This is a genomic window from Streptomyces europaeiscabiei (assembly GCF_036346855.1).
Lineage (GTDB): Bacteria > Actinomycetota > Actinomycetes > Streptomycetales > Streptomycetaceae > Streptomyces > Streptomyces europaeiscabiei.
Genome location: NZ_CP107841.1, coordinates 9,924,392 through 9,948,222 on the forward strand (window position 1 = coordinate 9,924,392; position 23,831 = coordinate 9,948,222).

A 23,831-nucleotide genomic window follows, 5' to 3' on the forward strand; every position below is an offset into this window, starting at 1 on the left:
TCTTCGTTGTCGTCCCGGCAACGAGCCACTTCGTTCCGGGGCGCGCCGGCGCGGTGTTTCAGGTGCGCCAGCGGCCGTCGCGCATCAGCTCACGCCCCGTCAGCTCGTTCGCCTCGCGCCACGCCTGGACACGGCGCGGGGTGATACGGAACCAGCGGTACGGCGTGGCCGACGCCCGCGGGTCGAAGCCGGTGCGCGCGGCGAACCGGTCCCCCCGCTCCCGCGGCAACGCGTCGATGGGGAGGACCTCGACCTCGCCCTCGATCATGACCACGTCCCGGGTGGGGCCCAGCCCCAGCCGAGTGGCCCCGGTCGCGGCCAGGTTCCCGCCGGTCGGGCTGTCGGCCGGGGTGGCCACCAGTAGCGTCTCGCCGTCCCAGTCGAAGGACAGCGGCACCAGATACGGCACACCGTCCACCGAGGCGCTCGCCACCCAGGCATCGACGTCGTGGGCGAGCCGGTGCTCGGTGTCACGGCGACGCTCCCAGCGGGGGCGTGGGCCGGCGGACGAACCGGTCATGGTCACTCCTGTGGTCCTCGGTTGCGTGGTGGAGGGCCGCGACCCGCCAGGTGTGTCCGCCAGGCGCGCTCTCCGTGGTCACAGCCTCTCCCCGCGGGGCCACGGCCCGCCTCCGTGGTGAGCACGGAATTCACCACGGAGACGCCACGGAGCGACGGATAATGGGCCGGTGTCCAGTCCAGTGGTCTCGGCTCGGGAAGCCGAAGTGCTCGCGCTGCTCGGTGAGCACCTCAGCAACGCGGAGATCTCCGCGCGGCTGTTCATCTCCGTGCGCACGGTCGAGTCACATGTCTCCGCCCTGCTGCGCAAGCTCGACGAACCGGACCGGCGGGCGCTCTCCCGGCGCGCGGCCGAACTGGCCCGCGCCGCGCGGCCCCGTCCGGCACCCGCACTCCCCGTACCGCTGACCGCGTTCGTCGGCCGGGCGCGCGAGCGCGCCGAGCTGGCCGAGGCGGTGAAGACACGCCGGCAGGTGACGGCGGCCGGTCCGGGCGGAGTGGGCAAGACCCGGCTCGCGCTCGCGGTGGCCGCCGACGCGGCCGGTGACTTCGCCGACGGGGTGTGGTTCGTCGACCTGGCCCCGGTCACCGACCCGAAGCGGGTGGGGGCGGCGGTCGCGGCGGCCGTGGGGGTCGGCGAACAACCCGGGCGCGGTGTCGACGAGTCGGTGCTGGCCGCCCTGGCGGACCGCCAGGCGCTGCTGGTGCTGGACAACTGCGAGCAGATACGCGACGGGGTGGCGCCGTTCCTGGAACGGCTGCTGGTCGCCTGCCCGCGGCTACGGGTCCTCGCGACGAGCCGGGCCCGGATGATGGTGCCGTTCGAATGGGTCTTCCCGGTTCCGCCGCTGTCCTGGGACGCCGGCGCCGAGTCGGACGCCGTGGCCCTGTTCATGGAACGGGCCGCGGCGGTCGGCCCGCCACCGGAGCCAGCCGTACGCGATCGGATCGCGGCCATCTGCGAACGCCTCGACGGCATGGCGCTCGCGATCGAACTCGCGGCCGCACGATGGCCCACCCTCGGACTGGACGGACTCACCGCCGGGCTCTCCGACCAGCTGCGGATCCTCGCCGGCGGCCCCCGCGCGGACGACCGGCACCGATCGGTGCGGGCGGCGCTGGACTGGAGCCACGACCTGCTGGAAGCGGAGGACAGGGCGCTGCTGCGCCGGATCTCGGTGTTCGTCGTGCCGTTCACCGCCGACGCGGCCACGGCCGTGGCCGGGTTCGCCCCGCTCGACGAGGCCGCGGTCGCCGACGGGCTCGGCCGGCTCGCCGAACAGAGCCTGCTCACCGCGACACCCTCCGCGACCGGAACCCGCTACCAGGCGCTGGAGACCATCCGCCAGTACGGGACCGAGCGGCTCGCCGACACCGCCGAGCTGACGGCCGCCCGGTCCCGCCACATGGACTGGTGCCTGACCGGCGCGACCGCCCTCACCGGAGCCGGAGCCGGAGCCGGAGCCGGGGGCGGGGGCGCGGACGGGCGCGCCCGTTTCGACGCCATGGCCGACGACCTCCGAGCGGCCCTCGCCTGGGCGACCGACCGCCCGGCGCAGCGCCCGCACGCCCACCGCCTCGCCCTCGCCCTGGCCGAACTGACCTTCACCCGCAACCTGCTGGGCGAGTCCCAGCAACGGTACGAGCAGGCGGCGGCACTCGCCGGTGACGTCGTCGGGGTGGGGGACGCGGTCGGTGGGGGTGACGTGGTCGGTGGGGGTGACGCCCCCGGTCCTGCTGGTGCGGCTCGTGCTGCCGGTGACGCGGCCGGTGCTGCCGCGGCTGCCGTGGCGTTGCGGGAGGCAGCCGGGGTGGCCGGCTGCCGCAGGCTCGGCGACGACATGTTCCGTCTGCACCGGGCCGCCGCCGAGGCCGCCCGCCGGGCCGACGACACCGCCGGTGCGGCGCGCGACCTGGCCGACGCGGCCACCGTCGCGTACCGCTTCTCCAGCGAGTTCGCCCTGCTCCCGGCCGTGGACGAGGTGACCGCCCTCCTCGCGGAGGCTCGACGACAGCTGTCCGACGCCGTCGTCCTGCCGACTGATCCGCCGACCGACCCTGCTGCCACTGCCACTGCCACTGCCACTGCCACTGCCACCGCCACTGCCGCTCTGGCCCTCGCCGAGGCGGCGGTCGTCGCGGACGCCTTCGGCGCGCTCCAGGGAAACGTGGACAACACCGCGCAGGAGACGGTCGGTTACGCGGAACGAGCCGTCGACCTCGCCCGGCGGGCGGGCGACCCGGTGGCCGAGTCCGCCGCCCTCGACGCGCTCTCCGGCGCCCGGACCTGGGCCGGTGACTCCTTCGGCGCGGCGGGCGCCGCCCGGCGTCGGATCGAGATCCTGGCCCCGCTACCGCGCACTCCCGCCGCCACGCACGAGCGGATGGACGCCCTCGCCATGGCCGCCGGAACGGCTCTCGGCGTGGGCGATCTGCCCCAGGCCCGCAGATGGGGCGGACAGCTCGCCGACGAGCCCCTGTTCGCCGAGGTGGAACACCACGCCACGTCCTGGCTCCTGGTCGCGGACGCGTTCGCGGGCAACGCCGCCGACGTACTCACCGGCAGCGAGCGGTTCCTCCACGCATGGCGACGGAGCGGCCGGCAACGGTCGTTCTCACTCGGCCCGGCCGCCGCGTCGGTCGCCATGATCCACGGCCTGCGCGGCGATCACGACGCACGGGCGGCCTGGCTCGCGATCGTCGACGAGGCGGGTACGGGAGCGGAACACCACCACGGCTACGGCGCGGTCCTCGACGCCATGTTCCTCCTCCACCACGGGGACCCGGACGCGGCCCTGGAACGCGTCGCACCGGGGCCGGAACAGGTGTGGAAGTGGGTCTCCTGGATCTGGCTGCACTGGTACGTGGGTCTCAGGGCCGAAGCGGCGGTCCTCACCGGCCACCCGGAGGCCCGGGACCGGGTCACCGCCGCGCGCGGCCTGGTCACCGGCAACCCGGTCGTCACCGCCCAACTGGACCGTGCGCAGGCCCTCCTGGACGGCGACCCGACCCGCCAACTCGCCGCGGCCACGGCGTTCGACGGCGCGGGCTGCCCCTACCAGTCGGCCCGCACGCTTCTCCTCGCCGGCAACGGCCACACCGCCGTCGGCACGAGCGCACTCGCCGGCCTGGGCCTCGCGCCCATCTCCGGATGAACGAGCCACCCTGCGACGGCCGATGAGGTGTGCTGATCCCGCCGGGTGCGGTGTGCCGCCAGGCCAGGCCGACACCTCACGGCCGCCCCGCAGATCGCCCGGGTGACCGACAGCCGGACGCCGATCACATCCGCTACCGCCTGGCCGAGGCGGGCCCGTCCGGCGTCAGCGCCCCTTGCGTACCCGGGCCGCCGCGCGCGCTTCCGCGGTCCTGCGGGCCTCGGCGGTCTTGCGGGACTCCTTCGCGGGACGGCCCGGACGGGTGCCGATGCCGCGGAAGGGGGCGTTGCCGCTGGTGGACTTCGTCGCGGTCGGCGGGCGCCTGGCTCCGGTGATGGCGGTCAACTGCGCCTCACCGGAGCGTACTTGGGTGACCGTCGGGCGAATCCCGGCGTCGGACATCAGCCGGTTCACCTCGCGCCGCTGGTTGGGGGTGACCAGCGTGACCACCTTCCCGGACTCGCCGGCGCGCGCCGTGCGCCCGCCACGGTGCAGGTAGTCCTTGGCGTCGGCGGGCGGGTCGACGTTGACGACGAGGTCGAGCGCCTCGATGTGGATGCCCCGCGCCGCGACGTTGGTGGCCACCAGCACGGTGACCGCGCCGTCCTTGAACTGACTGAGCGTGTGCGTGCGCTGCGGCTGCGACTTGCCGCTGTGCAGGGCGCCGGCCCGTACGCCACTGGCCCGCAGATGGCGGGTGAACTGGTCCACACCGGCCTTGGTGTCCAGGAACATCAGCACCCGGCCGTCCCGCGCGGCGATCTCGGTCGCGGTCGCGTACTTGTCGGCGCCGTGGATGTTCAGCACATGGTGTTCCATCGTGGTGACCGAGCCCGCGACCCGGTCGACCGAGGCGAGCACCGGGTCGTGCAGATGGCTGCGTACCAGCTGGTCGACGTCGTGGTCGAGCGTGGCGGAGAACAGCAGCCGCTGCCCGTCGGAGGGGACCTGGTCGAGGATCTCCGTGACCTGCGGCAAAAAGCCCAGGTCGCACATCTGGTCCGCCTCGTCCAGCACCGTGATCCGTACCTGGTTCAGATGACAGTCCCGGCGCGACACCAGGTCGGCCAGCCGCCCCGGCGTGGCGACGAGCACCTCGACGCCGGTCCGCAGCAGCGCCTGCTGCTTGTTGATCGACAGTCCGCCGACCACCGTCGCCAGCCGCACCTTCAGCGTCCGCGCGTACGGCTCCAGCGCGTCGCTCACCTGCTGCGCGAGTTCCCGGGTCGGTACCAGGACCAGCGCGAGCGGACGCTTCGACTCCGCCCGCAGTCCTGCCGTCCGGACGAGGAGCGCGAGTCCGAACGCCAGCGTCTTGCCCGACCCGGTCCGCGCCCGGCCGAGGACATCGCGGCCGGCCAGCGCGTTCGGCAGCGTCGCCGCCTGGATCGGGAAGGGCTCCGTCACCCCGAGGTCGGTCATGGCCCTCAGCAGCTCCGGCGGCAGCCCGAGCGTGTCGAAGGACTCGGCCGGCGGCAGATCCCGGGACGCCGCCTCCGGCGTCGAGGGCTCACCCTGCGGCGCCGCGGCGCGCCGGGGTGTGTCGTCGGGGGAGGGTCCGGAGGCCGACGGCTTCGCGTTCATGGGGAACCTTTCCTGTTCTGGCGCCCGGAACGCGCCGGGGCCCGTACCCATCGGTACGGGCCCCGGCGCTGTCGAAGCGTGCCCCCATTTTACCAGCGGGCGCCCGTCGGCCGGGCGGCCCACGTCATAGGCGCGCACCCGCCGACCGACCGTCCGGTGTCACCGCCGTGCGCCCGCCGACCGACCGTCCGGTGTCACCGCCGTGCGCCCGCCGACCGACCGTCCGGTGTCACCGCCGTGCGCCCGCCGGACACCCGGCCCGCGCACCGACGGCCCCGTCGGCTAGAAGCTGCCGTAGTTGACCTGCCAGGTCGGCAGGCCCATGCGGCGCCACACGGCGACCACCCGGTCGCGGTCGTCGAGGGAGACCCGTACGGCGAAGCGGTGGCGTACATGCCGGTCGAAGAGCTCGGCCTTGACCACGTCGTCGCGGCGCTGATCACCGGCGGCGCGCATCCACAGCTCGTCGTACGGGACCTCGTGCGCCCGCAGCCACGCCTCCGTCCGGCCCCGGTGCTCCTCACCACGCCCCGAGAGCAGGACGATGACATCGCCGTCGGCGCTGCGGAAGGAGCGCAGCGCCCCGCGCACCGAGACGTTGAGCAGGTCCTCCTCGCAGCGCGTGAAGTCGTAGGCGCCCCGGTCGCCCCTGAGCGCGAGGGTGCCGTCGATGTCGCACATGACCGCGGAGGGAAGCGCCGGGTCGGCGGTGTACGGCTCGACGGGGGGCTGGTCGTTCAGCCACTCCGCGGTGAGCCGCCAGCCGCCCTTGCGGGACTTCGCGTGCTTGTCGGCGAGGATCCGGATGATCTCCTCGCCGACCGGCCGCTCCCGCTCGGCGTCGCGCCGCAGGCACTCCTCCACGGGCACGTCGGTGAAGTCGTGCACGACGAAGGTGGCCAGCCCCGCCACGGCCGCCTTGAGCCGCTTCGGGATGTGCGGCGTCATGTGCGTGTTGTCCACCACGACGTCGAAACCGCCGTCGACGGCCGCCCGCACCGCCGCGTCCTGGATCGCCAGCACGGTCTGCTCGTGCGCGTACGACCGGCGCTCGGCCCCCTCGGGCAGCGGGACGTCGAGCATCGCCCGCAGATCGTCGAGGTTGACGCGGCGCATCCGCCCCTCGGACTCCGCCTGCAGCTTGCGCGCGGCGGTCGTCTTCCCCGAGGCGGGGAGGCCCGTCATGACGTGTACCACGGGCACGGTCAGTTCTCCTCGTCGTTCTTGAAAGGGTCGGACGCCTCCGGCCGGGTGGCACGGTACGTCACGAGTTCGGTCGGCCGCTCGTCCAGCCGCAGGAACATGGCGGGGCGGACGGCGGCGTCGGGCAGTTCCCGCACCGCGCGGGCGAAGGCTCCCCGGTCGCCGACGAGGTGCGCGAGGGACCGGAACGCCTCGTCGATCGCCCGCTCCCGGTCCTCCACCTGCTTCTCGATGCCCGCGACGACACCGCGCACCCAGGTGTCGAACTCGTCGGGCACCTGCTCCAGCAGCGCGTCCAGGGGCCGGCCGCCGGACGCGACGACGTCCTCGGCCGAGCAGTTCAGCGCCTGCGCCACCTGCTTGGCGGGCAGGCCCGCGAACCGCTGGATGCCGTGACCGCGCCAGATGTCCCGCTCGGTCACCCCGGTGAGCACCTTGTGGAGCCGCACGTACTCGGCGTACTTGGCCTTGGCCCGTACGCCCGACGCGAAGCGCAGCACGAAGCCCTCCGCGTCGGTGCCCGTGGCCGCCGGGCCGCCGGGCAGCCGGTTGCCCTCCGTCATGGCCAGCAGTTCGGCGAGCGGCACGGCGGGCCGGACGGTGACGACCGAGCCGATGCCGCGCCAGCCGGTCGCGGCCTCCGCCAGGGCGACCTCGGTGCCGTCCTTGGCGAACGCGGCCAGCAGTACCACGTCACGCCGGTCGCCGTAGTCGACGACGATCCGGTTCTCCGGGTACAGGATCTCGGCGAGGTAGGTCACCCCGGGAACCAGACCGGAGGTGTCCTTCCCGTCGAGCAGCCGCTGCGCCCAGGTGGCCTGGACGCTGACGAACGAACCCTTGGACGCGACCCGCCACCGGCCGGCGTAGTGGAAGACCACCGCGAGACTGCCGTCGACCTTGTCGTACACCTCGAACGGCTCGTCCGGGAGGCTCGGGGCGTACGGCTGACCGGACTCGTGCTCACCGACGTTGAAGAACTTCGGCAGCGGAAGCGCGACGATCTCACCGGTGGCGTCGTCGGCCACGAGACCGCGGCAGCGCGTGGTCACCCGGTTCCACACCCGCTCGTACTGACATGTCCTCGTGTACGTGTAGATGGACAACGGCAGTTCCGGGTGCGGCTTGCGCGTGACGTGCCCCGCTTCGAGCGCCGCCGCAAGCTCCTCCGGCGGCAGCAGCTCATGAAGAGTCAGGTGGGCCTGGCTCATGTGTTCCTCCCCTTGGTGGTCCCCGATTGTCACGTGGGGGAGGATCTGAGGACAGCGGTTTTTCCACGGGCCGACCAGGGGATGTGCCCTGCTCCCGTGTGACGGCGATCGGTAGTTGGCCCCGCCGATCGGTAGTTGGCCCCGAGGCGGTCTGTGATCGCGACCTTTTGGTCATCTGAGGAGATCGCCGTGTGGTGCAGATCAGCTGCTGCTCTTCCTGATGCGTGCATGCGAGAGGCGGGGTGCGGTCGGAGCGGTGCGGGCAGGTGTGACTTTGATCGGTAGTCGGCGGGTGCCGCAGCCGGACCGGCTGGTCGCGTAACGTCCTTGATCTCTGGTTGGCGGGTTCTTCGACTGATGGTCGGCGGTTCGGAGACCGTGATCCGTGACTCAACGTGAGGAGGTCTCCGCCCGCCGACGTGGATCAGAAGTGCGTTGCGATGCCGTGAACGCGGCGGAGTTGTGCCATGTCGTGACGATCGCGTTCCGAGGGCTCGTAGCCCTGGTGGAAGTAGACCTGCTGTTCGGCGGACAAGCACGCGACTGACGTCCCATGGACGGTGCCCGTCACGAAGCACGAGGACGGGTAGGTGAATGGACGCTCGGGTTCGGGTGACGCCTGCACTGCTGAGCCGTCGTCGGCGAAGACCAGCGGGTGCAGGTCGATCTCTCGTCCGTCCGGTGCCGTCACCACGAATCGGATGGGCCTCCAGTTCAGGGTCTCCACGAAACCGACCTCATGGAGGGCCGCCACCACAACGTCTTCCTGGTCCTGCCGGTGCATCAGGTCCAGGTCCCGATGGGTTCGCGTCTGCTCGCCGACCAGAGCGTCGATCCCCCATCCTCCGCCGATCCAGACGTCCGCATTCGCCTGTCGTAGCAGGGCCAGGACGAACAACACGTCTTCAGCTGTCATCACCTGACACAGGCTAGAAGCGTCCGCCCAGTGCCGCGAACGTTTTCCTGTCAGCCTTCCGCTGGCTGGTGGTGGCAGGGGCGAGCTCGGCGTGCGCAGCAAGAACACATCTTCGAAGTTGACCGCACCCACAGTCACCCGGACCGATCGCCCGCCCCCAAGAATCAAATCCGCCAACTGACGATCAAAGGACGATCAAAGTCACAGCAGGGGCTCCGACCCGCGGGGACTGCTTCCACGCCGCCTTCTCGGCGCCTGCTCCGCCGAATGCCGTGCGCCGGAAGCCGCTACTGGCCGACCGGCGCACGGACCCGTGGCTCGTCACCGCCAGATGGACTTCAGACGCCACGCCTGCATGTGGTTGAGGGTGGCGGTGCCGCCTTCGGCGAAGACCTCGACGCCGGTGCCGGCGGGGTCGGGGAAGATCTGGTCGGTGATCACGGCCTCGCCGTTGCCGCCGAAGACCTCGACGGAGGACCAGTCGACGAGGATCCGCAGTTTGACCTTGCCGTTCCTGGGCTTCAGGGGTGCCGTCTGGACGCCGGGGAAGGTGCTGTTGAAGTCCACGGCGCCGGAGCGGGTGCGGTCGACGTACAGCTCCTGTGTCGTGCTGTCGTAGCCGATGACGGTCTCCTCGCCGTTCGCGCCCGTGCGGACCTTCAGGCCGAAGCGGTCGGCGTCCTCGAGGGAGAAGGTGGCCTCGATGTCGAGTGCTTTGCCCTTGGCCGCGGGGCCGATCAGGGGCTTGGAGGTGCTCTTGACGGTGACGTCGGATGCGGTCGCCGCCGGGCGGTTGTGGCGGAGGGAGTCCAGGCTGCCCACCGGCTTGCTGGTCAGCCGGATCCGGCCGTTGATCGTGCGCAGTGCCATTTCCCGGGGAATGCTCTGCGCGCTGCGCCAGGGGGAGGTGGGGATGGACTGGCCGTAGTCCCAGTTGTTCATCCAGCCGATCATGTAGCGCTTGCCGCCCGGTGCGTTCTCCCAGGACACGGCGGCGTAGTAGTCCTTGCCGTAGTCGGTCCAGTCGGCGCGCTGTACGACGGACTTGGCGGGCTTGTCAGCGGTGGTGAACCGGTCGGCCATGACGTGGCCCCAGCCGGCGGAGTTCATGTCGCCGACCTGGATCTGCGCCTTCTTGCCGGCGTACGGGCGCAGGTCGAAGGACGCCCAGTCCAGGCCCTCGCTGTCGGCGCCGGTGGCGCTGCGGACGACCTCGCCGTCGACGAGCAGGTTGACGGACGTCTCCTGGGAGACGCGCGGGGCCAAGGCGTCGGACAGCATGATGTGGTCGACGTTGAGGTGGCCCCAGCCGCCGCTGTTGTTGTCGACGATTCTGATCTGCGCCTTCTTGCCGGCGAGTTCACCGACGTCCCACGAGGCCCAGTTGAGTGCCTCGCCGTCCTTTCCGGTGGAGCTGCGGACGACCTGGCCGTCCACGAGGAGCTCGACGGCGGTGGGGTTGTCGGAGTCGGCCGGGTGGTTGCCGCCGCCGATGAGGAAGTTGATGTGCTTCTTGTCGATGGTGAACTCGGGCGAGGTGAGTGTGCCCGTGGTCGAGTCGCCGTTCAGGAAGGTGTTGACCAGCCCGTCTCCCAGGAATCCGGAGACCTGCCCCTGGTCGGGGAGGGTGCCGGTGGCCGGTGCGGTGCCGAAGGCGTCCCCGGTCGCCGTCCAGTCGCCGTAGCTGCCGCCTTCGAAGTCGGCGAGGACCGTGCCCTCGGGCGGAGTTGTGTCCATAACGGTTCCGGCCTCGTGCGGGTGACGTCCGCCGCCGACCTTGAAGTTCAGGTAGGGGCTGTCGACGGTGAATTCGGGTGAGGTGAGGGTGCCGGTGGCGCCGTCACCGCCGTGGAAGCTGTTGGCGAGGCCCTTGCCGTCGAAGCCGGTGACCGCCCCCTGCCAGTCCACCGCCCCGGTTGCCGGTCCCTGACCGAACGCGGTGCCGGTGGTCGTCCAGGAACCGAAATCGGTGCCCTCGAAGTCCTGCACCACCGTGCCGGTGGGCGGGGTGTAGGTGCCCTTGTCGTCGGCGGTGAACTTCTTGCCGTCGAAGTCACCGATGAAGTACTGCGAGCCCGAACCGCCCGCGATACCGCCGGGGTTGATGTTGACGACCAGGACCCACTTGATCTTCTTCTTGTTCCCGTCGACCGCGAGGGGGAACAGGTCGGGGCACTCCCACACACCGCCGGTCGCGCCGGCCGGCCCGAACTCGCTCTGCAGCTTCCAGTCCTTGAGGTTCTTGGACGAGTAGAACTGCACCTTGTGCTCGGTGGACAGCGACACCGTCATCAGCCAGCTCTGGGTCGGCGCGTACCACTGGACCTTGGGGTCGCGGAAGTTGTTGGAGCCGATGTCGATGACGGGATTGCCCTGGTACTTGGTCCAGGTCCGGCCGCGGTCGGTGCTGTAGGCGAGCGACTGGGCCTGCTTGCCGCCGTTCTTGTAGGCGCTGGTGTAGATCGCCACCATGGGCGGGTTCTTCTTCGTACCGAAGCCGGTGGTGTTGTCCCGGTCGACGACCGCGCTGCCGGAGAACACCATCTCCTCGTCGTCGTGCGACAGGGCGAGCGGCAGCTCCTTCCAGTGCACGAGGTCCTTGCTCACCGCGTGGCCCCAGGACATGTCGCCCCAGGAGTTGCCGTTCGGGTTGTACTGGTAGAAGAGGTGGTACTCGCCCTTGTAGTAGACAAGGCCGTTGGGGTCGTTCATCCAGTTCTTCTCCGGGGTGAAGTGGAACTGGGGCCGGTAGGTCTCGGTGTACGGCGGGGTGTCGGCAGCTACGGCCTGGGGGGCGAGCGGGGCTGCGGACAGGGCGCAGACGGTCGCCACCGCCGCCATCATCCGTATGCGGGCATGCCGGGATACGCGTGCAGAGCTCATGGTGTCTCCTAGTCCCGCGGCTCGTCGGCGCAGCACTGACTGCGGCCCCGGCGCGGGCGGACCGAAAAGTGACATCCCAGCGGCGTCGACGTCCACGCAGCCGACTGGGGTGTCAGCGACGACGAATGTCATCGATGACAGCGAGTGCCCGATTATGAAGGGCAATCCGGCCGGCGCGTCAACGGTACGTGCGTGATTGTTCCGGGACGGCTCTGCGGTCCGTCAGGCGTCGTCGGCGGTCGGCAGCCGCGCCAATGAGCTCGGCCACGGCGGGTGGGAGTCGGCAACCGCGCAGGTCAGAGCGGTGGCTCGGGTGGCAGCGGCAGGTTTCCGCGGCCTCGTGCGAGACCGAGATCGGCTGCGTTAACGAGTTGTTTCCGGGGTGTTGACCGGTGAGGCCTCTCGGTGCTTCACTTCCGGAACCGGTTCCGAAACCGGTTCCGGGACTGCTTCCGGTACCGGTTGCACGGGTCTCTGTACGATCGGGCCTTCGGTGCGGGAGGGAAGTCTTCCGCCTCTGCAAGAAGGGAGGGGAGGTGACATGGGAGTCACTATCGCCGACGTGGCCACGCGGGCCGGGGTCAGCAAGACGACGGTCTCGCGGGTGCTGAACGCCAAGGGCGAGATCAGCGAGGACACCGTCTTGAAGGTCCGCGACGCGATTTCGGAGCTCGGCTATGTGCCGAGCGCCGGGGCAGTGGGGCTGGCACGCGGCACGACCCAGATGATCGGCATGCTGGTCCCTGACCTGGCCTGGGCCTGGGCCGGCATCGTGCAGGCGGTCGTCGAAACGCTGGAGGCCGAGGGCTTCGGACTGCGCATGCTGACCGTGAACGGCGGTGAGGAGTCACTGCGCAGGCTGGGCCTGCAGGTCGCCGCCAAGTCGTTCGACGGCCTGCTGGTGATAGAGCCCGAGGGGGCCCTGGCAGCCATCACGGAACTGCACGAGGCCGGACTGCCGGTGGTGCTGATAGACGACCGCTTCCAGCGGCCGGGATTCCCCTACGTGGCCACCACCAACCGAGAGGGCGGTGAGCAGGCGGCGCGCCACCTGCTGGACCTCGGCCGCCGTCGCCCTCTGGTGGTGACCGGTCCCGAGGAGTACGGCTGTACTCAGGAACGGCTGGGCGGCTTCGTCGACGTCTATGCGCAGGCCGGGATCGAGCTCGACCCGCGCAGCCTCATCGGCGGTGACTTCCTGTTCGAGACCGCCCGGAGCGCGGTGGCGCAAGCTCTCGCGGACGGCGTGGACTTCGACGCGGTCTTCGGGCACAACGACCCCTCGGCGGCCGGCGTGCTCGCGGCCTTGCACGAGGCCGGCCTCAGGATTCCGCGGGATGTCGCCGTGGTGGGCTTCGATGACGTCGAGCTGGCGTCGTACACCTATCCGGCCTTGACCACCATCCGCCAGCCGATGCGCGAAATGGGTGAGGCAGCGGCGCGTCTGCTGCTCGACCACGTGCGCAGATCGCCCGAGGCCGCCCCCTCGCGCGTCATTCCCACCAGCCTCGTGATCCGCAGCTCGACGTTACAGCCCGAGCCCGAACCGATCTGACGTCATCGCGAGGCGCACATGATGGCGCCTCGCGGTCGGGCGGTGTGTCGCCGGTGAGTGACGCACCGCCCCTGTCTCCCCGAAACCCCGGCGGACCTCTTCGGCCTCGCCTTCCTCGCACCACGTAGCAGCTGCGCCCGCGTTCACACGGCGGCGCCCACCAGCACCTTCCGCTCGCGCGCTCCCGATCCGGGACACCGAACGGCGCGCCTGGCACACCCCGCCCGGCCCCTACCCACTCCGCGTCGGATGCCCCGGCCGCGCCCTGCGGCTGACCGCCGATGCCGCTGTCACCGCGGACGGACCCCACCCGTGCGCCGGCCCATCCGGGCGTCCGCCCGCTCTCACCCTTAGCCCCCCGCGCCTGTATCGCTCAACGGCAAGGAGCCGCATCATGCGTATCACCACCCGTCACGCTGTCAGAACCGTCCAGACCCTGTGCGTCACCGTCACGGCCGCCCTGGTGGCCACCGGCTGTGGCCGGAGCGAGGACTCCGGCCCCGGCAAGGACGCACCCGCCGAGATAGCCGCGGGCAAGGCCAAGGGGACCGTGGTCATGTGGTCCATGGGCGACCCCGACGAGGACCTGAAGGAGCTGGCCAAGAAGTTCGAGCAGGAGAACCCGGACGCGACCGTCAAGATCACAGCGGTCCCGTGGAGCGCCGCCCACGACAAGCTGACCACCGCGGTCGCCGGTGGCAACACCCCGGACATGTCCATGGTCGGGAGCACCTGGATGGCCGAGATGGCCGCCATGAACGCCTTCCAGGCCACCCCGGCGTCGATCAAGGCGTCGGACTTCTACCCCGGCCAGTGGGGCACCACCAAGTACAAGGACACCTCCTACGGCGTCCCGTTCATCGCCGACACCCAAGCGATCTACTACCGGACCGACATCACCACGAAGGCCGGCATCAAGGGCGCCCTGGCGGGCGACCGGGCCGGATACCTGAAGGACCTGGAGGCCATCCAGGCCACCGCCGGCAAGGAGAACCCCAAGCTGCGCCACGCCAGCGGGCTGGTGATGGGCTTCAACTCCTGGATCTTCTGGGTGCCGATGGTGTGGCAGCAGGGCGGTGACATCTACGACGCCAAGACCGGGAAGTTCACCTTCGACTCGCCCGAGGTCGCCAAGGCGCTGGAGTACTACGCGAGCGTCCCGAAGCAGGGCCTGGCGCCGACCGACAGGTCGGACAACGTGCAGGGCTTCAGGGACGGGCTGATCGCCGTCTACCAGGAGGGTGCGTGGGCCGGCGGCAGCTTCCACAAGGACGCCCCGGAACTGGACGGCAAGTGGAAGACCATGCCGGTGCCGTACTCCGAGCAGCCCTCCGGGTTCGCCGGCGGCAGCGACCTGGCGGTGTTCAAGGACGCCAAGAACCCCGACGCGGCATGGAAGTTCGCCCAGTTCCTGACCGAGCCCGCCAATCTCGCGGCCTATTCCAAGGCCACCGGCAGCCTGCCCCCCGCGCCCCAGGCGTGGACGGAGGGCAAGCTGACCGAGGACGAGAACATGAAGGCGTTCGCCGAGCAGCTCGAGGTCAGCAAGGCACCGCCCGCCATCACGACCTGGCAGCAGATCGCCGACGCCATCGACTCCGAACTGGAGAAGCTGATCCTCGGCAAGGCCGGCGTCGCCGAGGTGCAGAAGACGCTGCAGTCCAAGGCCACCAGTATCGGCACGGGCCGCTGAGCGCCACCGCCAAGAGCACCCCTCGTAGGGACGGATGACATCCATGTCCACGAATACGCTCCCCGGGCGGGGCGACACGGGCAAGCAGAACACCGGAGGGCCGGAGCGGAGTGCCGATCGCCGACGCCTCACGTTCCGGAGCCCGGCGCGCGGCAGGCAGGCCCGGGCCGCCTGGCTCCTCGCCGGTCCCTTCCTCGCGCTGTTTGCGGCCTTCATGCTGCTGCCGGTGGTGTGGTCGCTGCTGATGAGTCTGACCGACACACAGAGCGCGGACCTGCGCACCCCTTTGAACGTGTCGTTCGTCGGCTTCGACAACTACGTGCGGCTCTTCCAGGACGATCAGTTCTTCACGGCCCTGCGCAACACCGCCGTGTTCGTCCTGGTGGCCCTGCCCCTCACCCTGGCGGCCGGGCTCGCCGCGGCGGTCGCCCTCGACCGGGGCATCCGCCGCTTCCGGGCCGTCTTCCGGGTCGGCTTCTACCTCCCGGTGATCACCAGCATCGTGGCCGTCGCCGTGGTGTGGAAGACGCTCCTCGAACCCCGCGCGGGACTGGTGAACCTCGTCCTGGGCTGGTTCGGGATCGACGGCCCGGCCTGGCTGGCGGACACCCGCTTCGCCCTGCCCGTCATGATCCTGATGGCCGTATGGCGCAACCTGGGCACCGTCATGATCATCATGCTGGCCGGGCTGCAGTCCGTGCCCCAGTCCCTGATGGAGGCGGCAGAACTCGACGGCGCCGGGCCCTGGCAGCGGTTCTGGCGCGTCACCTTCCCGCTCCTGCGTCCCGCCCTGCTGCTCACCGCCGTCACGACCGGCATCGGCTACCTGCAGTTCTTCGACGAACCGTTCGTCATGACCGACGGCGGACCGCTGGACTCCACCCTCTCGGCCACCTTGTACGCCTACAAACAGTTCGGCAACGGCAACTACGAGATGGCGTCGGCCGCCAGCTACGTCATCTTCGTCCTCATCGTGGCGCTGACCGTGCTGCAGTTCCGCGTGCTGCGAGACAAGGACTGATGCCTCATGAGCACCCTCTCCACTCTCCCCACGGCACAACCGGGCACGGACCGTATCCTGCGGCGCCGCCGCATCCGCCGGACCTGGGGTCAGCCCTGGCTGTATCTGCCGCTCGCCGGCGCCCTGCTGCTGATGATCGCGCCGTTCCTGTGGATGCTGTCCGGGTCGTTCAAACCCGAGGCCGACATCCGCAGCGTCCCGCCCGTCCTGCTCCCCACGGCGCCCACGACCGCCAACTACGGTGAGCTGTTCAGCACGCTCGACTTCACGAGCATGTTCGTCAACTCCGTGATCGTGGCCCTCGCCGTCACCGCCGGGAACCTCATCTTCTGCTCGATGCTCGGATACGCCCTGGCCAAGCTGGAGTTCCGCGGACAGCGCGCCGTTTTCCTGCTGGTCATGGGGACGCTCATGATCCCCGGGCTGGTCACCTTCGTTCCCCTGTACGTGCTGGTGTCCAACATGCAGCTGACCGGGTCCATGCTCGGGCTGATCCTGCCGTTCCTGGCCGGCCCCTTCGGGGTGTTCCTGATGCGGCAGTTCATCTCCACCCTGCCCGACGAGCTGATCGACGCCGCCCGCGTCGACGGCTGCCGCGAACTGGCCATCTTCGCGAAGATCATCCTGCCGCTGACCAAGCCGGCCCTCGCCACCCTCGGGATCATCACCTTCCTCGGCTCCTGGAACAACTTCCTGTGGCCCCTGGTCGTGGCCCAGAACGAGAGCCAGTACACCCTCCCCGTCGGCCTCGCCCTGGCCAGCAGCGGACAGTCCTTCACCCGCTTCGGCATCCTGCTCGCCGGCGCCGTGATCGTCCTGCTGCCGGTGATGATCGTCTTCCTCCTCTTCCAGCGCCAGTTCATCGCCGGCATCGCCACCACCGGCCTGAAGTGACACCTCTGCTCCCACCGCGCCGCCCCCTGCCGCACCGGTTCCGTCCGGGGCGGCGGGCAGGCAGCGCGCGAGCCCCGCCGCGCCGGTCCGAGCTCCACCACGGCAGACGGCAGCGTCCTTGCGACGAAGCGCTCGAAGTCGCCAACCAACTCTCTTACCTGTGACGACTCATCTCTTGGAGAACAACGTGGGACAGCTGGTCCGCTCTGCGGCGTACCTGGATCCGGAATCATCCGTGGAAGCGAGGATCGAGGATCTGCTGTCACGGATGACCCTGCCGGAGAAGGTCGGGCAGCTGCTGATGCTCGACGCACAACACGGGGACCTGGCCGACATCGTGTCGGCCAAACTCGCCGGATCGGTCCTGCACGTGTCTCCCGAGCTGATGCCGCAGGCCATGGAACTGGCCGGGCGGACACGGCTCGGCATTCCGTTGCTGACAGCCGACGACGGCATCCACGGCCACTCGTTCTGGCCGGGCGCCACCATCTTCCCGACACAGCTGGCCATGGCCTGCACCTGGGACCCCTCCTTGCTCCACCGGGTGGCACGCGTGGCCGCGACGGAGATCGCGGCGACCGGAATCCACGGGACGTTCTCCCCGGTGCTGTGCATCACCCGGGACCTGCGCTGGGGCCGGATCAACGAGACGTTCGGCGAGGACCCGTTCCTGATCGGTGAACTCGGGGCGGCGATGGTGCGCGGCTATCAGGGCGAGGGCCTCAGCGACCCGACCGCCGTGCTGGCGTACGCCAAGCACTTCGCGGGCTACTCCGAAACCATGGGCGGGCGCGACGCGAGCGAAGCCGATCTCAGCCCGCGCAAGCTGCGCTCGTGGTTCCTGCCCCCGTTCGAGCAGGCGGTCCGGGCCGGCTGCCGCGGCTTCATGCTCGGGTACCAGTCGATCGACGGCGTGCCCATCACCGCGAACCAGTGGCTGATCAACGATGTGCTCAAGGGCGAGTGGGGCTTCACCGGGACGCTGGTGACCGACTGGGACAACGTCGGCCGGATGGTCTACGACCAGCGAACCTGCGCCGACCACGTCGAGGCGGCGGCGGTCGCCGTCAACTCCGGGAACGACCTCATCATGGCCACGCCGCAGTTCTTCGAGGGCGCGCAGGAGGCGGTCGCCCGCGGCCTGGTCGAGGAGAAACAGATCGATGACGCGGTACGGCGGGTTCTGCGGCTGAAGTTCGAGCTCGGACTCTTCGAGGACCCCCGCACCCCCGACCCCGAACGGCAGGCGCAGGTGATCGGCTGCCGCACCCACGCCGACCTCAACCTCGAAACAGCCCGTCGTTCCCTGGTGCTGCTGCGCAACGAGGGCATCCTGCCCTTCGAGGGCGGGCTGACCTCGGACGGAACCGGCCGCGCCGGGGGCCAGGGCACCCCGCGGACGATCGCGGTCATCGGCCCCAACGCCGACAGCCCGGAAGCCATGCTCGGCGACTGGGCGGGCGCCACCGGCCAGGTCCCGTGGATGCCCGAAGGCCATCCCCGCGAGACGGTGGAGACGGTGCTCGACGGCCTTCGCGCCGTCGCACCCGCCGACTGGACCGTCGCGCACGCCCGCGGAGCCGACATCGCAAGCCCCGCCCACGCCCCCGAGTGGTCCACCGGGCCAGACGGCCAGCCGCTGCCGCCCGTTTTCACCCCCGCCCCGGTCGATCAGGCGCAGCTTCGGGAGGCTGTCGCCGCAGCAGCGGCCGCCGACTACGCCGTCGTGGTCGTGGGGGACAGCATCGCCCTCACGGGCGAGACGCGCTCGACGGCCACGCTCGACCTCCAAGGAAGCCAGATCGCTCTGCTGGACGCGGTCGCCGCCACCGGCACCCCCGTGATCGTCGTACTGGTCCAGTCGAAGCCGAGCGCTCTCCCGGAGTCGGCACTGAACGCGGCAGCACTCATCGAGGCGTTCAACCCGGGCATGCGCGGTGGCCGCGCGATCGCCGAACTCCTCCTCGGCCTCGTCGAACCCAGCGGCCGGCTCCCGGTCTCCTTCGCCCGCCACGTCGGGCAGCAACCGGTCTTCTACAACCAGGTGCGAGGCCAGCACGGGGAGCGCTACGCGGACCTCACCCAAGACCCGTTGTTCGCGTTCGGCGAGGGCCTCACCTACACCACCGTCACCTACTCCGACCTCGTCGTGCACGCTCCGGACGTCCCCGTCGACGGCACCGTCGACGCCACGGTGCGCCTCACCAACAGCGGCAGCCGTCCGGCTCTGGAAACGGTCCAGGCGTACATCAGCGACCTGACCACCAGCGTCACCTGGGCCGAGCAGGAGCTGATGGGATTCACCCAGGTCTCCATCCCTCCCGGCGAAAGCCTGGACGTCCACCTCGGCATCCCTGCCGCGCAGTGCTCACTCGTCACGGCCGACAACCGCCGAGTGGTCGAAGCAGGTGAGTTCATGCTCCGCGTCGGCCCCAGCTCACGGCGGGAGCACCAGCTGAGCGCGGGATTCCGCATCCGGACCTGAAGCCCTCAACCGGGCCTGAAGACCCCCGCCCCGTCGGCCCGCCGCCCCGCGAACCAGAGGGCCGGCGGGGCGGGACCCATCCGACCCGGCCGCTCTGACATACGGAAAGGCACGCGTGTGTCCACCTCACCCCGCGATCCGCACCACCCCGTCGCGCACCTGCGCCCGCCCCGCAACTGGATCAACGACCCCAACGGGCTGGTCTTCCACGACGGCTACTACCACGTGTGCTACCAGTACAACCCGTCCGGAGCGACCCACGCGAACATGCACTGGGGCCACTTCCGCAGCCCCGACCTGCTGACCTGGGAGCCGCTGCCGATCGCCCTGTCCCCGAACCCCGACGGCGTGGACGCCGACGGCTGCTTCTCCGGCAACGCCGTCTCCGACGGCGACCGGCTGGTCGCCTTCTACTCCGCGCACCGCGAGGACCGCTCGTTCCAGCACCAGCCGGTCACCTGCGCCATTTCCCACGACGGCGGCAACAGCTTCCGCCCGCGCGGCGAACTGCTCATCCCCGAGCTGCCCGAGGGCTGCGCCATGTACCGCGACCCGTACGTCTGGCAGGACGGCGACGGCCGGCGGATGCTGGTCGGCGCCGCCCTCGCGGACGGCCGCGCCGCCGCCCTTCTCTACGACTCACCCGACCTGGAGAACTGGACCTACCGGGGGCCCTTCGCGGCCCGCCGTCCGGAGCCCATCGGTGGTACCGACCTGCTCACCGGCGAGGGCTGGGAATGCCCCCAATACCTCCCGGCAGCCGACGGACCCGGCGCCCTCATCGTCAGCACCTGGACCGAACCCACCGGTCCGCAGAGGGTCGCGGCCCTGATCGGCGAAGAACATGACGGCCACTTCGAGGCCGGCCCAGCGGTACTCGCCGACCACGGCCCCGACTGCTACGCGCCCGCTCTCCTGCGCGCACCGGGAAACCGGTGGCTGCTGTGGGGCTGGTCATGGGAAGCCCGCGACGAAGCCTGGGCCGTCGCGGACGGATGGGCCGGCGTCCTCACCCTGCCCCGCGAGATCCATGTCCACGGCGACGGCACACTGCGCCAGCAGCCCGCCACCGAACTGCTCGCCCTGCGCGGCGAACACACCATCCACGCCGAAGGCGCGACGCACGGCCCGCAGCCGGTGGACCTCGGCAGCGTGGGCCGCGCCTTCGACCTGACGGCCCGTCTGGAGCCGACCGGAAACGCCGGTCTGCGGCTGCTCACCACCCCGGACGGCTCCGAGTACCTCGACATCCGCCTCGATGCCGACGCGGGCGAACTGGTCGTCGACCGTGACCACGCCTCACTGGATACTCGGGCCCGCGGCGGCTCCTACCGGATGCCCTGCCCCATTGGTCAGGCGGTCGAGCTGCGCGTGGTCGTCGACCACTCCATCGCCGAAATCTTCCTGACCACCACCGGCCAGGTCCTCACCCTGCGCTTCTACCCCACAGGGCAGAGCCCGTGGCGACTTCAGGCCCGCACCGCCCCGGGTACGCGCCTCGGCTTCGCGGTCGACGCGTGGGAGCTGCACCCGCTCGTGATCAAGGAGCCGAGCACCGGCGCCGCAGAGCCGGCTCCGGCGGCGCCGTAGAACCGACTCCAACCGGTCGATCCCCCACCTCGGCAATGTCCCACCCGCTCTCCCAAGTACTGAACAAGCAGGTCCGAAGGAGGATCTTCCATGAGCTCATACGGTCTCGGACGACGCCAGTTCCTGGCCACCGCCGTCGGTGTCGCCGCCGCCTGGACCTCGGTTTCCGGCAACGCCATCGCCGCCCCGCAACCGAAGCAGACCGCACGCGGCAGTTCCGTCCGCGTGTGGCTGACGGACGTATCGGCCGACAAGCGGGTCGCCGGCCAGGACGATGTGCTGTTCAAGGCGAAGAGAACGGCCAACCCGCTCACGATCAAGATCGACGACAGCGTCAAGTACCAGAAGGTCCACGGCTTCGGCGCGGCCATGACCGACTCCTCCGCCTGGCTCATCGACAAGCTGTCCACCGCCGAGCGGACCAAGCTGATGAAGAAGCTGTTCGATCCCTCGAAGGGAATCGGCCTCAGTCTGCTCCGCTCCCCGATGGGCGCCACGGACTTCAACGCGTCCGGGAACTACTCCTACGACGACATGCCCGCCGGTCAATCGGACCCGACGCTGTCCGACTTCTCCATCCAGCACGACGTGCCGTACATCATTCCGGCCTTGCGGCAGGCCCTCTCACTCAACCCGTCCATCAAGATCATGGCCAACCCGTGGAGCCCACCAGGCTGGATGAAGACCTCCGACTCCATGATCGGAGGCACCCTCAAGAGCGAGTACACCTCCGCGCTCGCCGACTACTTCGTCAAGTTCATCCAGGCCTGTGGCGAAGCCGGCGTACCCATCTCCTACATTTCCCCGCAGAACGAACCCATGGGTACACCCACCTGGCCCGGAATGTTCCTGTCCGCGTACCAGGAAGCGGAGTTGATCCAGGAGATCGGCAAGGCGTTCGAAGCCAACGGAATCTCCACGAAGATCCTGGCCTGGGACCACAACTGGGACGTGCCCTCGTATCCGGAGACGATCTTCAGCGACCCTGCAGCCTCCAAGTACACCGCGGGAACCGGGTGGCACATCTACAGCGGCAACCCGAAGTACCAGACAGTGGTCCACAACGACTACCCGAGCAAGGAAACGTTCATCACGGAAGCCACCGGAGGCGTTTGGCAGGACAGCGACCAGACGGCGTTCAGTGAAGCCTTGGGTACGTGGATCATCAACGGCACGCGCAACTGGGCGAACGGGGTGATGCTGTGGAACATCGCACTCGACCCCGATCGGGGCCCGCTCAACAGTGACACCGCCGGTATACCCATGCTGCGGGGCCTGCTCACGATCGACCCGGCCGACGGACGGGTGACCTACAACGTGGACTACCACGCCCTCGCTCACGCCAGCAGGTTCGTCAAGCCCGGAGCACGTCGGATCTACTCGAACACCTTCGGCGAAGGAAGCGTAGAGAACGTCGCGTTCCAGAACCCGGACGGATCGAAGGTCCTGATCGCCCACAACTCGGGGAGCGCGGCGAAAACCTTCAGCGTCGCGGACGGGACACACTCGTTCGACTACACCCTGAACGCCGGCGACGCCGTCACCTTCACGTACTCCGGACCTGCGCAGAGCGGCCGTACTCCCGCAGCGACCAAGGTCTCGGACCCGACACACGACTTCACCTTCAAGTCGGCATCCGGCCCGGTCACCGTCACGTACGACCCGGCACTGCTGCCCTACCAGAACTCCGTCCGCACCGGAAACAAGCTGGTCACGTACTCCCTGCCGATCGGAGCTTCCGTCCGGACGACGGGAAGGGCGCTGAGCCGCAGCAAGTGGACCGCTACGGCTTCGGCGCAGGCGGATTGGGGGGTGGCCGCGAACGCGATCGACGGCGACATCGACACGCGGTGGAATCTCGGGCACGGACCCACGAGCGGCGACTGGTTCCAGATCGACCTGGGGAGCCCCACGAGCTTCAACAAAATCGTCATCGACACCGGCGTGAACAACTCGTTCGACTACGTCACCAAGTATCAGATCTACGTTTCGGACGACGGTGCCGATTGGGGCAGCGCGATTGCGAGCGGCAGCGGAGGCATCGGCAAGATAGCCGTCACGTTGCCGACCCGAACGGCACAGCACATTCGCGTCGTCAGTACCGCGGCCTCCGGCTTCTGGTGGTCCATCGGCGACATCGAGGTGTACGGGTCCGCGCGTGGAACCGGCTCGATCACGGCTCCGGCAGCGGTATCCAACGGCCTCCAGTTGAAGAACTGGACCAGCAAGGAAGGGGAGCAGGTCACCGCAGTATTCAACGGGACCACCGACAGCAAGAGCTTCAAGATATCCACCGACGGCTCGTACACGTATACGCTGCCAAGCGGCACCTCGGCGATGTTCACCACCAAGAAGCTGTCGAGCTTCCCATCGCCGGCCTTCAGCGATCTGAAGCCGGGTCAAGGCATGCCGCGCTCCAAGTTCATGATTCGCGGCTCTGGTTTCGGCGATGCACAGGGGCTGGGCACGGTGTATTTCGGATCGAGCTATGCCGAAATAGACACCTGGTTGGACACGAGCATCAGCGCCTACGTTCCGAAGGGACTTCCGGCGGGGAAGGTCACGGTTTCCGTGAAGGGGGCCAGCGGAGCAGACGCAGGACGATCATCGTTCGAGGTCATCGATCTAGGTTCTGCACTGCCGCGGACGGGCTGGACCGCAAAGGCTTCGGACGCGAGTCAGTGGGATGCGCCCGGAAACATGCTCGATGGCAATTCCGACACCCGGTACAGCTCCGGAACAGGGCAGTACGACGGCCTCTGGATCCAAGTGGACATGGGGCAGACTCAGGCCTTCGACAGGATCGTGCTGGATGTCGGCGGCAGCGTCAGTGACTATGCGCGGAGCGCAGACGTATACGTATCCACGGATGGAACCGACTGGACCAAGGTCTCTTCCGTGGCGGACGGCCAACGAGTCCACCTGATCTCCTTCCCGACGCAGACGGCTCGCCACATCAAAATCGTCAACACCGGCAACGTTGCGCGTAGCTGGTGGTCAGTCGCAGAATTCAACGTCTACAACTGACCCCGGCTTTCCTGTAGGGCGACCGTCGACCTTTGCCCCCGGCGCAGAGGAAGTGCCTCTTGTCGGCGGGAACAGGGAGTGCTGATGTCCTTGTT

14 protein-coding genes are annotated in these 23,831 nt (G+C 69.6%); 8 read left to right on the forward strand and 6 right to left on the reverse strand.

The features are described from left to right. Window positions 1–58: 58 nt before the first annotated feature. Window positions 59–520, reverse strand: coding sequence for a pyridoxamine 5'-phosphate oxidase family protein (locus OG858_RS43105; protein WP_086750021.1), 462 nt, complete (start codon window positions 518–520; stop codon window positions 59–61). A gap of 169 nt (window positions 521–689) precedes the next feature. On the opposite strand from OG858_RS43105, the gene OG858_RS43110 reads away from it, so the two are divergent. Next, a complete protein-coding gene (locus OG858_RS43110) occupies window positions 690–3,674 on the forward strand; it encodes an ATP-binding protein (protein ID WP_328543871.1) in 2,985 nt (994 codons plus the stop codon). Between the two features lie 165 nt (window positions 3,675–3,839). Here the strand turns inward: OG858_RS43110 and OG858_RS43115 are convergent, their stop codons facing one another. From OG858_RS43115 to OG858_RS43135, 5 genes are all read right to left on the reverse strand, one after another. Next, complete coding sequence (locus tag OG858_RS43115) at window positions 3,840–5,258, reverse strand: DEAD/DEAH box helicase (protein WP_086748049.1); 1,419 nt, start codon at window positions 5,256–5,258, stop codon at window positions 3,840–3,842. A 282-nt stretch (window positions 5,259–5,540) separates the two neighbouring features. Continuing rightward, window positions 5,541–6,461: a phosphatase domain-containing protein gene (locus OG858_RS43120; protein ID WP_256960360.1), complete on the reverse strand. Its 921-nt coding sequence runs from the start codon at window positions 6,459–6,461 to the stop codon at window positions 5,541–5,543. Between the two features lie 2 nt (window positions 6,462–6,463). After that, entirely contained in the window at window positions 6,464–7,672 is a 1,209-nt protein-coding gene (locus tag OG858_RS43125; protein WP_086748050.1) for an RNA ligase, read from the reverse strand. Between the two features lie 424 nt (window positions 7,673–8,096). Then, the gene (locus tag OG858_RS43130) at window positions 8,097–8,588 is read right to left on the reverse strand and encodes a nucleotidyltransferase domain-containing protein (protein ID WP_328545261.1); all 492 of its coding nucleotides are present in this window, start codon (window positions 8,586–8,588) and stop codon (window positions 8,097–8,099) included. Between the two features lie 321 nt (window positions 8,589–8,909). Then, on the reverse strand, window positions 8,910–11,471 hold the full coding sequence (locus tag OG858_RS43135; protein ID WP_328543870.1) for a GH32 C-terminal domain-containing protein: 2,562 nt from the start codon (window positions 11,469–11,471) through the stop codon (window positions 8,910–8,912). 541 nt (window positions 11,472–12,012) lie between these two features. On the opposite strand from OG858_RS43135, the gene OG858_RS43140 reads away from it, so the two are divergent. From OG858_RS43140 to OG858_RS43170, 7 genes are all read left to right on the forward strand, one after another. Then, window positions 12,013–13,026 carry a LacI family DNA-binding transcriptional regulator gene (locus OG858_RS43140; RefSeq protein WP_086748053.1) on the forward strand — a complete coding sequence of 338 codons (1,014 nt, stop codon included), beginning with the start codon at window positions 12,013–12,015 and terminating at the stop codon, window positions 13,024–13,026. 394 nt (window positions 13,027–13,420) lie between these two features. Continuing rightward, window positions 13,421–14,719: an extracellular solute-binding protein gene (locus tag OG858_RS43145; protein WP_319260133.1), complete on the forward strand. Its 1,299-nt coding sequence runs from the start codon at window positions 13,421–13,423 to the stop codon at window positions 14,717–14,719. A 34-nt stretch (window positions 14,720–14,753) separates the two neighbouring features. Next, window positions 14,754–15,740 (forward strand): carbohydrate ABC transporter permease, encoded by a 987-nt coding sequence (locus OG858_RS43150; RefSeq protein WP_086747627.1) that lies wholly within the window; start codon window positions 14,754–14,756, stop codon window positions 15,738–15,740. A 6-nt stretch (window positions 15,741–15,746) separates the two neighbouring features. After that, window positions 15,747–16,634: a carbohydrate ABC transporter permease gene (locus OG858_RS43155; RefSeq protein WP_086747626.1), complete on the forward strand. Its 888-nt coding sequence runs from the start codon at window positions 15,747–15,749 to the stop codon at window positions 16,632–16,634. A gap of 187 nt (window positions 16,635–16,821) precedes the next feature. Beyond that, window positions 16,822–19,119: a glycoside hydrolase family 3 N-terminal domain-containing protein gene (locus OG858_RS43160; protein ID WP_319065468.1), complete on the forward strand. Its 2,298-nt coding sequence runs from the start codon at window positions 16,822–16,824 to the stop codon at window positions 19,117–19,119. Between the two features lie 117 nt (window positions 19,120–19,236). Beyond that, on the forward strand, window positions 19,237–20,709 hold the full coding sequence (locus OG858_RS43165; RefSeq protein ID WP_086747123.1) for a glycoside hydrolase family 32 protein: 1,473 nt from the start codon (window positions 19,237–19,239) through the stop codon (window positions 20,707–20,709). A 90-nt stretch (window positions 20,710–20,799) separates the two neighbouring features. Next, window positions 20,800–23,736, forward strand: coding sequence for a discoidin domain-containing protein (locus OG858_RS43170; protein WP_328543869.1), 2,937 nt, complete (start codon window positions 20,800–20,802; stop codon window positions 23,734–23,736). Window positions 23,737–23,831 lie beyond the last annotated feature (95 nt).